Origin of the sequence: Streptomyces sp. NPDC058291, assembly GCF_042880855.1 — a bacterium.
Lineage (GTDB): Bacteria > Actinomycetota > Actinomycetes > Streptomycetales > Streptomycetaceae > Streptomyces.
Genome location: NZ_JBHVYK010000080.1, coordinates 22776 through 37192, shown reverse-complemented (window position 1 = coordinate 37192; position 14417 = coordinate 22776). Strand labels below are relative to the sequence as shown.

Below are 14417 nucleotides of genomic sequence, written 5' to 3'. Positions count from 1 at the left end.
CCCCCCCCCCCCCCCCCCCCCCGGCGCCGGGGGGGGGCGGGGCCCCCTGGCCCCCACTATTGACCCCCCTGCGGGGGGGGCGCCCCCCCCCGGGGCGGGCCGGGGCGCCCCCCGCGCCTGCGGTCAGCGACTCCTCATGCCCCGCACAAGCGGCGGAACTTGCGCCCGCGCAACCGGGCCGGGCAGCGGCTCGTCCGGCCCGCACGGGTGCTCGTCCGGCCCGCATGGGCGCACCTCCTGCCCGACGACCGCGGACAGTTCGACACCGAGCCGCTGTGCGGACGTCAGGACCACCCCCGACTCCGGTTTCCCGCAGGGCGGTTGGCGCAGCACCTCGCGCCCGGGGGCGAGCCGAACGCACGTGTTCCCTCCGCGTGTCGGTGCGGACCTCCGGTCCGGCCCCGGGAGCACCGGCCCCACGCGTCGGGAGCCGACCTCACCCCGGTGCGGTCCGGCGCCCCGCACGGCTCAGGACTTCCCCTCCCCCGGGCCCGCCACCGGAGCGGTGAGGTCCTTCTCCTCCGGGAGCCTGTCCACGTCCACGCCGCGGACCTGGGACAACTCGTGCTTGAGGGCGGCGAGTTCGGCTCCGCCGGCCATGTGGTTGGTGAGTTCTTCGAGGCTGACCTGGTCGCGGGAGGCGGTGAGCTCCATGGTGCCCAGGCGCAGGACGCTGAAGTGGTCGCCGACCATGTAGGCGTGGTGGGGGTTGTGGGTGATGAAGATGACGCCGAGGCCGCGGTCGCGGGCGGCGGCGATGTACTTCAGCACGACGCCGGACTGCTTGACGCCCAGGGCGGCGGTGGGCTCGTCGAGGATGAGGACGCGGGCGCCGAAGTAGACGGCGCGGGCGATCGCGACGCACTGGCGCTGGCCGCCGGAGAGGGTGCCGATGGGCTGTTCCAGGTCGTCCAGGACGATGCCCATGTTGCGCAGTTCCTCGTCGGCGGTCTTCTTCATCCGGTCGATGTCGAGACGGCGCAGCGGCCAGGAGCCCTTGGTCATCTCCGAGCCGAGGAAGAAGTTGCGCCACACCGGCATCAACGGGACGGTGGCCAGGTCCTGGTAGACGGTGGCGATGCCCCGGTCGAGGGCCTCGCGCGGGGTGGAGAAGCGCACCGGCACGCCGTCGACGAGGAACTCGCCCTCGGTGTGCTGGTGCAGGCCGGAGACGATCTTGATGAGGGTGGACTTGCCGGCGCCGTTGTCGCCGAGCACGCAGGTCACCTGGCCGGGGTGGACGGTCAGACTGACGCCGTGCAGGGCACGGATGTTGCCGTAGGACTTGCCCGCGTCGCGCAGTTCGACGATCGCCCCGTCCGCGCCCTCGGCGACGACGTCGGCGATGACGGCCCCGTGGGCGCCGGTGTGGTTGCTGGATGTCATGGGGGTCACCTCCGGGTCGCCGCGCGGCTGACCCACAAGTTGATCAGGACGGCGCCGAGGAGCATCACGCCGAGGAAGGCCTTGAACCAGTCCGGGTTCCAGCCGGCGTAGACGATGCCCTGCTGCACCATGCCGAACATGAACGCGCCGAAGACCGGGCCGATCGCCGAGCCGGCGCCGCCGGTCAGCAGACAGCCGCCGATCACGGCCGCGGAGATGTAGATCAGCTCCTGGCCGACGCCCTCGCCGGACTGCACGGTGTTGAAGGTGAACAGCTGGTGCATGCCGACGAACCAGGCGCCGAAGCCGACCAGCATGAACAACGAGATCTTCGTGAACGTCACGGGCACGCCGACCGCCCGCGCGGAGTCCTTGTTGCCGCCGACCGCGAAGATCCAGTTGCCGTACTTGGTGCGCAGCAGCACCCAGGTGGCCAGGGCCGCGAACACCAGCCAGTAGACGATCGTGATCTTCACCTGGACGCCGCCGACCTCGAACGACGAGGCGAAGACCTTCCTGGCCTGGTCGAATCCGTCCATGTCGCTGATGTCGTCGGTGGCCACGTTGCCGGTGACCAGCTTGGTGACCGCGAGGTTCACGCCCTGCAGGATCAGGAACGTGCCCAGGGTGATCAGGAAGCTGGGCAGCCCGGTCCTGACCACCATCCACCCGTTGAAGAACCCGATCCCCAGGCTGACCAGGAGCGCGACGACCACGCCCACCCAGACGTTCATGGTGAGCTGGTAGCTGAGCATGCTCGCGGTGAGCGCCGAGGTGATCACCGCGACGCCGGCCGACAGGTCGAACTCGCCGCCGATCATCAGCAGCGCGACGGGCAGCGCCATGATCCCGATCGTCGACGACTGGTAGAGGATGTTCGCCATCGCGCTGCCCTCGCGCACCGGCGGCGCCGAGATCAGGAAGAAGACGTACACCGCCACCGCGCCGAGGAACACGCCCACCTCGGGACGGGCCAACAGGCGCAGCGCCAGGGGGCGTTGCGCGGTCCGGCCGTCACTCTCCCTGCGGCCGGGGGCCGGCGGTGTCCCCACCGCCGGCTCGGCGTGCCGAGTCATGCTCATCACCGGGTGCCCTTCGCGGCGTAGGCGGCCACCGCGTCGACGTTGGACTTGTCCACGAAGGCCGGACCGGTCAGCACCGGCTGCTCCCCGCCGCCCATGTAGTTGCCGTTGTTCTTGTAGAGCCACAGCGAGTCGATCGCCAGGTAGCCCTGCAGGTACGGCTGCTGGTCGACGGCCAGCTCGACGGTGCCCTTGCTGATGGCGCCGGTCAGGTCCTTGTTGAGGTCGAAGGTGGCGATCTTGGCCTTGCTGCCGGCGTCGGACACCGACTGCGCGGCGGTCAGCGCGATGGGCGCGCCGAGCGTGACGACGTGGTCGACGGCCTTGTCCTGGCTGAGCTTGGCGGTGATCGTCGACTTCACGGACGGCATGTCGGTGCCGTTGACGTAGAGGTTCTCGATGGATCCGGAGAACGTCTTCTTCACGCCGTCGCAGCGCTGGGTCAGGCCGATGTTGCCCTGCTCCTGGATGACGCAGACGACCTTCTTGGAGCCCAGCGAGTTCAGTTTGTTGCCGAGCGCCTCGCCGGCCACCGTCTCGTCCTGGCCGAAGAACTCCAGCAGACCGAGCTTCTTCCACTCGCTCACACCGGAGTTGAGGCCGACCACGGGTATCTTCGCGGTCGTCGCCTTGCCTATGACGGTCTTGAGGGCGTCGGGCTTGGCGAGGGTGACCGCGATGCCGTCGACCTTCTGGTCGATCGCGTTCTGCACCAGGTTGGCCTGGCCGCCCGCGCTCGGGTCGGCGGAGTACACCAGCTTGACGTTGTCCTTGGCCGCGGCGGCCTCGGCCCCCTTGCGGACGATGTCCCAGAAGGTGTCGCCGGGCGACTGGTGGGTCACCAGGGCGACCGTCATCTTCGGGGTGCTCGCCTTGCCCGCGGAAGCGCCGTCCGCGCTCTCCTCGGACTTCTTTCCGCCGGAGCTGCTGGAGCAGCCTGCGAGGGTCAGGGCCACCGCCGCGGCCATGGCCACGACCGGGGCGATTCTGCGCGAGCGGGACGGAGAAGAGCTGTCCATCTTTCCTGCACCTCACTGTGCTACGGGGGAAACGACGGGGAAGGGGGAGGGCGATCGCGAGGATCCGGGGCCCCGTTTCTCCTCAGATTGGGGCCTTGGGGCCGGGTCCGCGACTGTTCAGGAGTCCCGGACTCGGCCCGTGCGCTGCTGGGACGGGATCCAATCCCGTGACGGGCCCGGTGTCAATACTTTGTTATGACATCATTTCACGTGCAGGTCCGAATGTTAGAACAAAGTATTGACACGGGTGGTCCGCCGGACCTACACCTGGGAGACGCCAGACCGCCGGGCCGCCGTGCGGAGCCTCGCGCGGGACCCGGCCGGCCCGGCCACGGCGTGCGATCACGACGGGACGCATCGGAATCGATCTCTACCCCCTGCGAGGGCGCGTACCCCTCGCGCGAGCGGTGACGTCCGGAAAGCAGGTGCCCCGATGGCCAAGGCCGGCGACCGTGCCCGAGCAGTGCCCGGCTCGGCGCTCGACGCGGTGCACTTCGCGCTGGACCGCAGCAGCCCGGTACCGCTCTACCACCAGCTCGCCCAGCAGTTGGAGGCGGGGATCGAGCACGGCGCCCTCGCCCCCGGCAACCTCCTGGGCAACGAGATCGACCTCTCGAACCGCCTCGGCCTGTCCCGCCCGACGGTCCGCCAGGCGATCCAGTCGCTGGTCGACAAGGGCCTGCTGGTGCGCCGCCGCGGAGTGGGCACGCAGGTGGTGCACAGCCAGGTGAAGCGGCCGCTGGAGCTGAGCAGCCTCTACGACGACCTGGAGGCGGCCGGACAGGGCCCCACCACGGAGGTCGTGCGCAACGAGCGCGTGCCGGCGCCCGCGGACGTCGCGGCCGCGCTGGGCGTCGCGGAGGGCAGCGAGGTCACCCTGCTGGAGCGGCTGCGCGCCACGCACGGAGCGCCGGTGGCGTTCCTGTGCAACTACCTGCCGCCGGCGCTCCTGGACCTCGACACCGAACGCCTGGAGTCGACCGGCCTGTACCGGCTGCTGCGCTCCGCGGGCATCACGCTGCACAGCGCACGCCAGACCGTGGGAGCCCGCTCGGCCACCGTCGAGGAGGCCGCGCTGCTCGCAGAGAAGGAGGGAGCGGCCCTGCTGACCATGCAGCGCACGGCGTACGACGACACCGGGCGGCCGGTGGAGCACGGGACGCACGTCTACCGCGCGTCCCGGTACGCCTTCGACTTCCAGCTGCTGGTCAGAACCTAGGCGGAGCCGGCCGGAGGCCCCAGGGGGCGGACCGCCCGCGCCGGCCTACCTCGGGGCCATCCGCAGCGCGCCGTCCATCCGGATGGTCTCGCCGTTGAGGTAGTCGTGGTCGACGATCGACAGCGCGAGCTGCGCGTACTCCTCGGGTCGGGCCAGCCGGCGCGGGAAGGGCACGCCGGCCGCGAGCCCGGCCCGGAACTCCTCCGACACGGTCGCCAGCATCGGCGTCTCCACGATGCCCGGGGCGATGGTGCACACCCGGATGCCGTACTGGGCGAGGTCGCGCGCGGCGGGCAGGGTCAGCCCGACCACCCCGCCCTTGGAGGACGCGTAGGCCGCCTGGCCGACCTGGCCGTCGTACGCGGCGATGGAGGCGGTGTTGACGATGACGCCCCGCTGGCCGTCCGCGTCGGCCTCGGTCTCGGCGATGGCCTCGGAGGCGAGGGCGAGCACGTTGAAGGTGCCGATCAGGTTGATCTGGATCACCTTGGCGTACAGGCCCAGGTCGTGGACGCCCTTCTTGCCGAGGATCCGCGCCGACGGGCCGATGCCCGCGCAGTTGACCACCGTCCGCAGCGGCAGGCCGGAGCCGGCCGCCGTCGCGACGGCGGCGCGCACCTGCTCGGGATCGGTGACGTCGGCGGGGACGTAGGTGACGCCGTCGACCTCGGGCGCCTTGTCGACGCCGTCCTTGAGGTCGACGGCGAAGACCCGGGCGCCGCGCCCGGCGAGTGCCTTCGCGGTGGCCGCGCCGAGGCCGGACGCACCGCCGGTGACGAGGGCGGCGGTGTTCTCGAGCTGCATCATCACTCCTTGCCGAGGACGGTGAGCACACCGCCCTCGTCGCGGTCCAGCGCACGGGATATGATCATGCGCTGGATCTGGTTGGTTCCTTCGAAGATCTGCATGACCTTGGCCTCGCGCATGTAACGCTCCACCGGGAAGTCACGGGTGTACCCGTACCCCCCGAGGACCTGCACGGCGTCCGTGGTCACCTTCATGGCGTTGTCCGTGGCCACGAGTTTGGCGATCGACGCCTCCCGTGTGAAGGGCACGCCGATGTCCTTCAGGCGGGCGGCGGACAGCGCGGCGGCCCGCGCCGACTCGATCGCGGCGCTCATGTCGGCCAGCACGAACGCCAGCCCCTGGTGTTCGATGATCGGCTTGCCGAAGGTCTCCCGCTCACGGGCGTAGCGCACCGCGTGGTCCAGCGCGCCCTGGGCGAGCCCGGTGGCGACGGCCGCGATGCCGAGCCGACCGCAGTCGAGGGAGGCGAGCGCGATCTTCAGGCCCTGACCCTCCTCGCCGATCCGGCGCTCCACGGGCACCCGGACGTCGTCCAGACGCATGGTCGCGGTCGCCGAGCCCGTCAGGCCCATCTTCCGCTCCGGCGGGTCGGCGCTCAGCCCCGGGGCGTCCGCCGGGACCAGGAAGCAGGAGATGCCGTGGGTGCGGTCGTCGGAGGTGCGGGCCATCACCGTGTAGAAGTCGGCGTAACCGCCGTGCGTGGTCCAGGCCTTGGAGCCGTTCAGGACATAGCCGTCACCGTCGCGGACCGCCCGGGTGAGCATGGCCGACGGGTCGGAGCCGGCGTGCGGCTCGGACAGGCAGTACGCGCCGAGCAGCTCGCCGCCGAGCATGTCCGGCAGCCACCCGCGCCGCTGCTCGTCGGTGCCGAAGCGGGCCAGCGGGAAACACGACAGAGCGTGCACGGAGATGCCCACGGCGACGCTCGACCAGACGGCGGCGACCTCCTCCAGGACCTGGAGGTAGACCTCGTAGGGCTGCTCCGCGCCGCCGAACTCCTCGGCGAAGGGCAGTCCGAGCAGGCCGCTGCGCCCGAGGGTGCGGAAGACGTCCCGGGGGAACGCCCCGTCCGCCTCCGCGTCGGCGACCCGGGGTGCGAGTTCCTTGGCGGCGAGGGTGCGCGTGAGCTGGATGAGCTCGACGGCTTCCTCGGTCGGCAGGGCGCGAGTGGCAGGCATGGTGACCTCCACGGAGGAGTGCGGACAGTACCGGGAATGATACTGCCGTGTGTACGAACGTATCATCAACAGTACGCCACCAGGATACTCCGCAGCACCCCGCGAACGAGGGGGTGGCCGGACGAAGGCCGGACGAGGAGGACGAGGGCCGGACGAGCCGGACGAGGGCCGGACGCGGAGGGCGAGCCGGACGAGCCGGCCGGGCGTCAGGACGAGACGGCGTGCACGATCAGCGAGGCGAGCTGTTCGTACGCCTCCGCGTCGGTCAGCCCGGTGCGCGCCTTGAGCTCGCCCTGCTGGATCTGGCGCATGGTCGCGGCGGCGACCTCGCCGACGAACGCGGTGTGCACCTCGCGGAAGGCGCCGTCGGAGACGCCCTCGGCGATCAGCCGGCGCACCCGCTCCGCGGCCATCCGCGTGTTGGCCTCGTACACCTCGCGGGCGGGCGGGAAGTCCGCGACGTCCTGGAGGAACCGGCGCGAGAGCGGACGCAGCTGCTCGGCCACGGCGCTCAGGTACACCCGGACCCGGTCCGAGGGGTCGACGGTCTGCCCCACCCGCTTCTCGACGGCCTCGGTCGCCCCGCGGAAGTAGTGCTTGACGGCCTCCACCACCAGCCCCTGCTTGCTGCGGGCCAGCTGGTAGAGGGTCGTCTTGGAACAGCGCAGCCGCTCGGCGAGGTCGTCCAGGGTGAAGTCCGAGAACCCCTCCGCCGTCAGCAGCGCGACGAGTCGTTCCAAAAGCTCGGCCTGTCGGGCGGTGCGGCGGGGGGACGGCATGAACCCAGCGTAGCCTCCCCGGTTACCGCCGGGTCACCCGCCTGACCTCAGTGCGCGGCATCCAGCCGGGAGCGCTGCTCCTCGGTCAGCTCCAGGTCGACGGCGGCCAGGTTCTCCTCCAGTTGGGCCACCGACGAGGCCCCGGCCAGCGGCACGATCGGCAGCTCACCGCCCAACTGCCATGCCAGCACCACCTGGTTGACGCTCGCGCCGGTCTCCCGGGCGACGTCGCGCAGCACGGCGAGCCGGGCCGGGGTGCCGGGGTGGTCGTAGTCCGGCGGCAGCGGCCGGTCCCGGCGGGTGTACGCGCCCTTGAGCAGCGGCGAGTAGGCGACGAGGGTCAGGCCGGGCTCCGCCCGCAGATAGCCGCGCAGCTCGGGACCGGCGTGGCCGAGGCTCCCGTCCGGGAAGAGGGCGTCGGGGATGTCGGTGCGCGGGCGCAGCAGGCTGTGCTGGTACTGGAGCACCTCGTAGCCGGGCAGACCGGCCGCGGCGGCCAGGGCGCGGGCCCGCTCCACCCGCCAGACGGCCTGGTTGCTCACCCCGAGCAGCCCGACCGTGCCCTCGGCGACGAGCTCGGCGAAGGCCTCGACGGTCTCCCGCTGCGGGACGGCGTGGTCGTCGATGTGCGCGTAGAGCAGATCCAGCCTCTCGACGCCGAGCCGGTCCCGGCTGCGTTCGGCGGCCTCGCGGATCGCCTTCGCGGACAGGCCCTCCGGGTTGTCGATGTAGTCGGTGCCGGGCGCGAGCGGCCGCGCCCCGAGCTTGGTGGCGACGACGATCTCGTCGCCGACGCCCCGGCTGCGCCGCCAGCGGCCGAGGAGTTCCTCGCTCTGGCCGCCCTGTCCGCCGTCCGCCCAGAAGGCGTAGTTGTCGGACGTGTCGACGAAGTTCCCGCCGGCCTCGGCGTACCGGTCGAGGACGGCGAAGGACGTCTCCTCGTCGGTCACCGACCCGAAGAGCATCGTGCCGAGCGCGAGGACGCTGACCTCGCGGCGGGTGGCCGGGTCCGTGCCCAGGGTGCGGTACTTCATGACGTCTCCTCCCGTTGCGCCGGGTGTCCTCCGGCTCGAACGGGAGTCTCGCGCTTGAAGTGCGCTTCAGGGCAAGGGGTTTCGCGGGAGGGTGCGTCCCCACCCGGCCCCGGACGCACCGAAGCCGCCTTCTCCGGATGAGAAAGCGGCTTCCGACCTGCCGTGAAGCTGGTCGGGACGACAGGATTTGAACCTGCGACCCCTTGACCCCCAGTCAAGTGCGCTACCAAGCTGCGCCACGTCCCGATGCGCTTTCCACGGTGTTCGCCGTGTGACCGCGCGAACAGCACTTTACCCCACGCCGGGCGCTTCGCCGAAAGGGGCTCGGGCGCGGGACAATCGTCGTATGGACCGTTGGGGCAGCACAGGAGGCACGCGCGACGGCCGGGACGCGGCGCGCCGGGACCGGGACGGCGAGGGGCGGGCGCGCAACGCCCGGCCGCGCGACGGGCTCGGGCGGCCCCTCCCGTACGGCGCGGACGGGGTGCAGCGGCAGCCCGAGGGCGTCGTGCGCACCCCGCAGGAGACGGTCGCCGAGGCGCAGGCCCTGCTGGACGCCGGGAAGCCCTTCCACGCGCACGAGGTCTTCGAGGACGCCTGGAAGTCGGGGCCCGACGGCGAGCGCGCCCTGTGGCGCGGGCTCGCCCAGCTCGCGGTGGGCCTCACGCACGCCGCCCGGGGCAACCACGCGGGCGGGGCGCGGCTGCTGCGGCGCGGCGCGGAGGCCGTGCGGGAGTGGTCGGCCGGCACGGGCGAGGACCGGCCGTACGGGGTCGACCTCGCGGGGCTGACGCGGTGGGCGCGGGACCTGGCGGAGTCGGTGGAGCACGCCGGCGCGAGCGTGGACGCGAAGACCGCGGCGCCGCGGCTGCGCTGACCCGGCACGGGCGTCGTCGGCGCGGTACGGCACACTCGTGGCGTGCGAAGGATTCATGTCATCGGTATCGGCGCGGGCGACCCCGACCAGCTGACCCTGCAGGCGGTGCGGGCACTGCGCGACACGGACGTGTTCTTCGTCCTGGACAAGGGCGAGGTGAAGAGCGACCTCACGCGGCTGCGTCACGACATGCTGGACGCGCACCTGCCCCGGGGGGGCTACCGGGTGGTCGAGGCGCGTGACCCGGAGCGCGACCGCCGGGCGCAGGGCGCGGCCTACTCCCCCGCCGTCGGCGACTGGCGCAGCGCCCGCGCCGGCATCTACGAGCACCTGATCGCCGAGGAGCTCGGTGAGGACGAGACCGGGGCGTTCCTGGTGTGGGGCGATCCCGCGCTGTACGACAGCACGCTGGGCATCCTCCAGGAGGTCCTGGACCGGGGCGCGGTGGCGTTCGCGTACGACGTCGTCCCCGGGATCAGCAGCGTCTCGACGCTCGTCGCCCGGCACCGCACCGGTCTGAACCGGGTGGCGCGGCCCGTGCAGATCACGACCGGCCGGCGGCTCGCCGAGGGGTTCCCGGACGGCGTCGACGACGTGGTGGTGATGCTCGACGCCCACCAGACGTTCCGCCGGTACGCCGAGGACGACATGGACATCTACTGGGGCGCCTACCTGGGCACCCCGGACGAGATCCTCGTCTCGGGCCCGATCGCCGAGGCCGGGCCCCGCATCGAGCGGCTGCGCGCCGAGGCCCGTGAGCGCAAGGGCTGGATCATGGACACCTACCTGCTGCGCCGCCACCCGGACCGGGAGTAACGCCCGGGCGGCCCGCCCCACGTGCGGGCACGCCGGGCTGGGCCTGATCGCCGCCCGCCGGCATCTGCCGCCGGAAGTCCTGCCGCCGGTGTTCGACCGCATGGTCGACGAGGGAAGCGGCGAGCGCGCGGTGGGCCTTCTACCTGAACCCCGCCACCGCTCGGTCCTGCTTCCCCCACGCGGGCGGGCGCGCGCGAGGCCCGGGTGATCACCGACGCCTGGGGGCGGCCTGGCCGGAGGACCGGGTGGCGTGGGACATCGGCCGTCCCGCGGGCGGCGACCTGCGGACGGCGGTGGACACCCTCGCCGAGCGGCTCCCGGTCGAGGACCTCAGCGCCAGGCCGGCGCCGCGACGGCCGCAGCGCGTACCGGCCACCACGGCAGCGCCCTGCCTCCTGCCCGCGCCCCCCGGCTCCCGAGCGCCCGGCTCGTCAGCGCAGCAGCAGTTGCAGGCCGCCCACCACCGTCGCCGCGATCACCAACCGCTCGAACAGCCGCTGGTCGATGCGGTGCACCGCCCACTTGCCCAGCAGCGCGCCGGGGACGACGAACGCGACGAGCGCGAGGTCCAGGAGCAGCGAGTGGCCGTCGATCAGGCCGAGGCCCGCGCTGAAGGGCGCCTTGGCCACGTTGACGATCAGGAAGAAGAAGGCGGAGGTGCCGAGGAAGCCGAGTTTGCGGAAGCCGGCCGAGAGCAGGTACAGGGACATCACCGGGCCGCCCGCGTTGGCGACCATCGTGGTGAAGCCGCCCAGGACGCCGTACGAGCGGGCCTTGATCCGGCCCGACCGGGTGGCCACGCCATCGGGTTCGTCGGCCGCGTCGGCCGTGCGGCGCCGCAACACCGTGACGCCCGCCATCAGGAGCAGGATCGCGCCGATGGAGGTGCGCACGATCCCGTCGTCGGCCCACACCAGGAACAGCGTGCCGAGGACCACGCCGGCCGCGACCGCCGGGAACAGCCGCCACAGCGTCGGCCAGTGGGCGTGCCGCCGGTAGGTGAGGACGGCCAGGACGTCGCCCGCGATCAGGATCGGCAGCAGGACGCCCGTGGAGGCCTTGGCGGGCAGGACCGCCGCGAAGATCGCGAGGCTGACCGTGTTGGCGCCGCTGACGGCCGTCTTGGAGAAACCGACCAGCAGCGCCGCGAAGGCGAGCGCGACGAAACCCCAGCCGGTGATGTGCCACAACGTCATCATGTTCATGCGGAGGTAGATGCTACGCACATCCGCCGCAGCCCACAGGGCCCGTCTCGCCTGCTGACCGCCCCCAGGCCGCCCGGCGTACGCCCCCGGCCCGGTCGGCGTGAGCGGCGCCGCCGCCGGCCCCGTCAGTGGCGTTCGACCAGGACGGCACTGCCCTGGCCGACGCCCACGCACATCGTGGCCAGGCCGCGCTCCGCCCCCGTGCGGCGCATGCGGTGCAGCAGGGTGGTGAGGATGCGGGCGCCCGAGCAGCCCAGCGGGTGGCCCAGGGCGATCGCGCCGCCGCTGGGGTTGACCCGGTCGGCGTCGATGCCGAGCTGGTCGACGCAGGCGAGCACCTGCGCGGCGAACGCCTCGTTGAACTCGGCCTCCTGGACGTCGCCGAGGCTCCACCGGGCGCGGGCCAGCGCCTTGCGGGTCGCGGGGACCGGTCCGATGCCCATCACGTCGGGGTGCACGCCGGCCGAGGCGCCAGCGACGTAGCGGCCGAGGGACTCCAGCCCCAGCTCGTTGAGCGCCTCCTCGCTGACGAGGAGCAGGCCCGCGGCGCCGTCGTTCATCGGCGAGGCGTTGCCCGCGGTGACCGTGCCGCCCTCCCGGAAGACGGGCCTGAGCCCGGCGAGCTTCTCGTAGGAGGTGTCCTCGCGGATGCCCTCGTCGGCGTCGACGAGCACGCCGTCGGGGCGTCGCACGGGCAGCAGTTCGTCGTCGAAGTGGCCGTCCTTGCGGGCCAGTGCGGCCAGCCGGTGACTGCGCAGCGCGAAGGCGTCCTGGCGCTCGCGGTCGATGCCGTACCGTGCGGCGACCTCCTCGGCCGTCTCCCCCATGGCGAGCAGCCCGTGCAGGTCCTTCATCGCGGGGTTCACCAGCCGCCAGCCGAGCCGGGTGTCGACGGTCTCCACCCGGTGCGGGAGGGCCTCGTCGGGGCGGGCCAGCACGAAGGGGGCGCGGCTCATCGACTCGGAGCCGCCCGCGAGCACGATGTCCGCCTCGCCCGCGGCGATGGCGCGGGCCGCGGTCGTGACGGCTTCCAGGCCCGAGGCGCACAGCCGGTTCACCGTGGCGCCGGGCACGGTCTCGGGCAGACCGGCGAGGAGGGCGGCCATCCGGGCGACGTTGCGGTTGTCCTCGCCCGCCTGGTTGGCGGCGCCCCAGTAGACGTCGTCGACGCGGGCCGGGTCGAGCGCCGGCACGTCGGCGACCAGACCGCGGATGACGGTGGCGGCGAGGTCGTCCGGCCGGACGGAGGACAGGGCTCCGCGCAGTCTTCCGACGGGGGTGCGGCGGGCGGCCGCGAAGTGGACGGGTCGCACGACAGGACTCCTTGGTTAGCACTGCTAGTTTTCGACTATAGACCCCGGGCCGACCCCCTGGGAAGATCCTCGAAGACTTCGCCGACACCGCTGGAGGAGCGATGCCCCGACACGTCCTCGCCGGGACCCGCGGCACGATCGCGGTACGGGAGCGGTCCTGCCCGCGCCCCCGGTACCTCGCCCTCCTGGTGCACGGCTACGGCGAGCACGGCGGCCGCTACGGCGAACTCGCCGACGTCCTCGGCGCGCACGGCGCGGCCGTGTTCGCGCCCGACCACCTCGGGCACGGCAGGTCGGCGGGCGAGCGGGTGGTGATCGAGGACTTCGAGGACGTGGTCGAGGACGTGCACGGCGCGGCGGAACTGGCCCGCTCGGCCCACCCGGACCTCCCGCTGGTCGTGATCGGGCATTCGATGGGCGGCCTGATCGCGGCCCGGTACGCCCAGCGGCACGGCGACCGGCTCGCCGCGCTCGTGCTCTCCGGCCCGGTGATCGGCGTCTGGGAGCTGCCCGGCCGGCTGCTCGCGCGCGAGGAGATCCCGGACGTTCCCGTCAGCCCCGCCGCCCTCTCGCGCGACCCGGCGGTCGGCGCTGCCTACGCGGCGGACCCGCTGGTCTGGCACGGCCCGATGAAGCGGCCGACGCTGGAGGCCTTCGTGCGGACCCTGGCGACCGTGGCCGAGGAGGGCGCCGTCGCCCCGCTGCCCGTGCTGTGGCTGCACGGCGACGACGACCGACTGGTCCCGCCGGCCGGCAGCCGGATCGGCGTGGAGCGGCTGAGCGCGGGCACGCACACCGAGCGGATCTACCCCGGCGCCCGGCACGAGGTCTTCCAGGAGACGAACAGGGCGCAGGTGTTCGCGGACGTGACGCGTTTCCTGGACCGTGTCGTCCCGTCCTGAGGCGGAAGGCACGAAACCCCTGTTTGCAGCGGTTCGCCCGGGGCACCCGCGCCCTCATGGAGTGGTTGCGCGCTGCCGCCTGCGTGGGCGAGGACCCTGAGCTGTTCTTCCCCGTGGGCACGACCGGGCCGGCACTGCGGGAGGCCGCTGAGGCCAAACGCGTCTGCGCCCGGTGTCCGGTGAGCGCCGAATGCCTGTCCTACGCCCTCGGCACCGCACAGACATCGGGAGTGTGGGGCGGCGCCGGCGAGGACGAACGCGCGGAACTGCTCCGTGTCGCCAGGTATGACGCGAAGAGGAGGAGTCCCGTATGACTGTCGTGAAGAGCCCGCTGCCCGAACCCGCCCGCCAGGTCACCTTCGACGCGTTGCAGAACACCCTCGTGGACCTTCTGGGCCTCTCCCTGATCGGGAAGCAGGCGCACTGGAACATCGTGGGCCCCCGGTTCCGTTCGATCCACCTCCAGCTGGACGAGGTCGTCACCACGGCCCGCGCCTTCTCCGACACGGTCGCCGAGCGCGCGGCGGCGCTGGGCCTGCCCCCGGACGGCCGCCCGGAGACGATCGCCTCGGCGTTCACCCTGCCCTCCCCCAAGGACGGCTGGCTGCGCGACGATGACGTCGTCACGGTGATCGCGGAGACCCTGAGCGCGGCCATCACGCGGCTGCGCGAGCGGATCACGGCGACCGAGGAGGCCGACCCGGTCACCCAGGACCTGCTGATCGCCATCACCGCCGAGCTGGAGAAGCAGCGCTGGATGTTCGAGGCGGAGAACTGGCCGAACGAGAAGTGACCTGCCC

At 72.5% G+C, this 14417-nt stretch carries 15 protein-coding genes, 1 tRNA gene and 1 pseudogene; 7 read left to right on the top strand and 10 right to left on the bottom strand.

The genetic code is table 11. The features are described from left to right. Positions 1 to 468: 468 nt before the first annotated feature. From ACFVYK_RS30245 to ACFVYK_RS30235, 3 genes are read right to left on the bottom strand one after another with little or no spacing between them, the layout of a single operon-like run. Entirely contained in the window at positions 469 to 1386 is a 918-nt protein-coding gene (locus ACFVYK_RS30245; protein ID WP_389779507.1) for an ATP-binding cassette domain-containing protein, read from the bottom strand. A 5-nt stretch (positions 1387 to 1391) separates the two neighbouring features. Then, a complete protein-coding gene (locus ACFVYK_RS30240; protein WP_389779505.1) occupies positions 1392 to 2468 on the bottom strand; it encodes an ABC transporter permease in 1077 nt (358 codons plus the stop codon). Continuing rightward, complete coding sequence (locus ACFVYK_RS30235; RefSeq protein ID WP_389779503.1) at positions 2468 to 3487, bottom strand: substrate-binding domain-containing protein; 1020 nt, start codon at positions 3485 to 3487, stop codon at positions 2468 to 2470. Before ACFVYK_RS30235 ends, ACFVYK_RS30240 begins: the two co-directional genes overlap by 1 nt. 433 nt (positions 3488 to 3920) lie before the next feature. On the opposite strand from ACFVYK_RS30235, the gene ACFVYK_RS30230 reads away from it, so the two are divergent. Then, positions 3921 to 4706, top strand: a complete 786-nt coding sequence (locus ACFVYK_RS30230; RefSeq protein ID WP_389779501.1) for a GntR family transcriptional regulator — start codon at positions 3921 to 3923, stop codon at positions 4704 to 4706. 45 nt (positions 4707 to 4751) lie between these two features. Here the strand turns inward: ACFVYK_RS30230 and ACFVYK_RS30225 are convergent, their stop codons facing one another. The 5 genes from ACFVYK_RS30225 to ACFVYK_RS30205 form a co-directional block, all read right to left on the bottom strand. Then, positions 4752 to 5510: an SDR family NAD(P)-dependent oxidoreductase gene (locus tag ACFVYK_RS30225; RefSeq protein WP_389779511.1), complete on the bottom strand. Its 759-nt coding sequence runs from the start codon at positions 5508 to 5510 to the stop codon at positions 4752 to 4754. A gap of 2 nt (positions 5511 to 5512) precedes the next feature. After that, complete coding sequence (locus ACFVYK_RS30220) at positions 5513 to 6691, bottom strand: acyl-CoA dehydrogenase family protein (RefSeq protein WP_389779500.1); 1179 nt, start codon at positions 6689 to 6691, stop codon at positions 5513 to 5515. 206 nt (positions 6692 to 6897) lie between these two features. Then, positions 6898 to 7470, bottom strand: a complete 573-nt coding sequence (locus tag ACFVYK_RS30215) for a TetR/AcrR family transcriptional regulator (RefSeq protein WP_389779498.1) — start codon at positions 7468 to 7470, stop codon at positions 6898 to 6900. 47 nt (positions 7471 to 7517) lie between these two features. Further along, the gene (locus tag ACFVYK_RS30210) at positions 7518 to 8504 is read right to left on the bottom strand and encodes an aldo/keto reductase (protein WP_389779496.1); all 987 of its coding nucleotides are present in this window, start codon (positions 8502 to 8504) and stop codon (positions 7518 to 7520) included. 169 nt (positions 8505 to 8673) lie between these two features. Then, a tRNA-Pro gene (locus ACFVYK_RS30205) sits at positions 8674 to 8750 on the bottom strand. Between the two features lie 100 nt (positions 8751 to 8850). On the opposite strand from ACFVYK_RS30205, the gene ACFVYK_RS30200 reads away from it, so the two are divergent. From ACFVYK_RS30200 to ACFVYK_RS30190, 3 genes and pseudogenes are all read left to right on the top strand, one after another. Then, positions 8851 to 9381 (top strand): DUF309 domain-containing protein, encoded by a 531-nt coding sequence (locus tag ACFVYK_RS30200; RefSeq protein ID WP_389779494.1) that lies wholly within the window; start codon positions 8851 to 8853, stop codon positions 9379 to 9381. A gap of 42 nt (positions 9382 to 9423) precedes the next feature. Next, positions 9424 to 10197 (top strand): precorrin-6A synthase (deacetylating), encoded by a 774-nt coding sequence (gene cobF / locus ACFVYK_RS30195; RefSeq protein WP_389779492.1) that lies wholly within the window; start codon positions 9424 to 9426, stop codon positions 10195 to 10197. A 25-nt stretch (positions 10198 to 10222) separates the two neighbouring features. Beyond that, positions 10223 to 10532, top strand: a pseudogene (locus tag ACFVYK_RS30190) (MFS transporter); the annotation flags it as partial. A 96-nt stretch (positions 10533 to 10628) separates the two neighbouring features. Here the strand turns inward: ACFVYK_RS30190 and ACFVYK_RS30185 are convergent. Then, on the bottom strand, positions 10629 to 11402 hold the full coding sequence (locus tag ACFVYK_RS30185) for a sulfite exporter TauE/SafE family protein (RefSeq protein WP_389779491.1): 774 nt from the start codon (positions 11400 to 11402) through the stop codon (positions 10629 to 10631). A 125-nt stretch (positions 11403 to 11527) separates the two neighbouring features. Continuing rightward, positions 11528 to 12715: a thiolase family protein gene (locus tag ACFVYK_RS30180; RefSeq protein WP_389779490.1), complete on the bottom strand. Its 1188-nt coding sequence runs from the start codon at positions 12713 to 12715 to the stop codon at positions 11528 to 11530. A gap of 101 nt (positions 12716 to 12816) precedes the next feature. On the opposite strand from ACFVYK_RS30180, the gene ACFVYK_RS30175 reads away from it, so the two are divergent. Genes ACFVYK_RS30175 through ACFVYK_RS30165 form a run of 3 tightly spaced genes read left to right on the top strand, consistent with a single transcriptional unit; the run spans position 12817 to position 14410 of the window. Further along, positions 12817 to 13617, top strand: a complete 801-nt coding sequence (locus ACFVYK_RS30175) for an alpha/beta hydrolase (protein ID WP_389779488.1) — start codon at positions 12817 to 12819, stop codon at positions 13615 to 13617. 56 nt (positions 13618 to 13673) lie between these two features. Next, the gene (locus ACFVYK_RS30170) at positions 13674 to 13931 is read left to right on the top strand and encodes a WhiB family transcriptional regulator (protein ID WP_389779487.1); all 258 of its coding nucleotides are present in this window, start codon (positions 13674 to 13676) and stop codon (positions 13929 to 13931) included. Beyond that, positions 13928 to 14410: a Dps family protein gene (locus ACFVYK_RS30165; RefSeq protein WP_389779485.1), complete on the top strand. Its 483-nt coding sequence runs from the start codon at positions 13928 to 13930 to the stop codon at positions 14408 to 14410. Before ACFVYK_RS30170 ends, ACFVYK_RS30165 begins: the two co-directional genes overlap by 4 nt. Positions 14411 to 14417 lie beyond the last annotated feature (7 nt).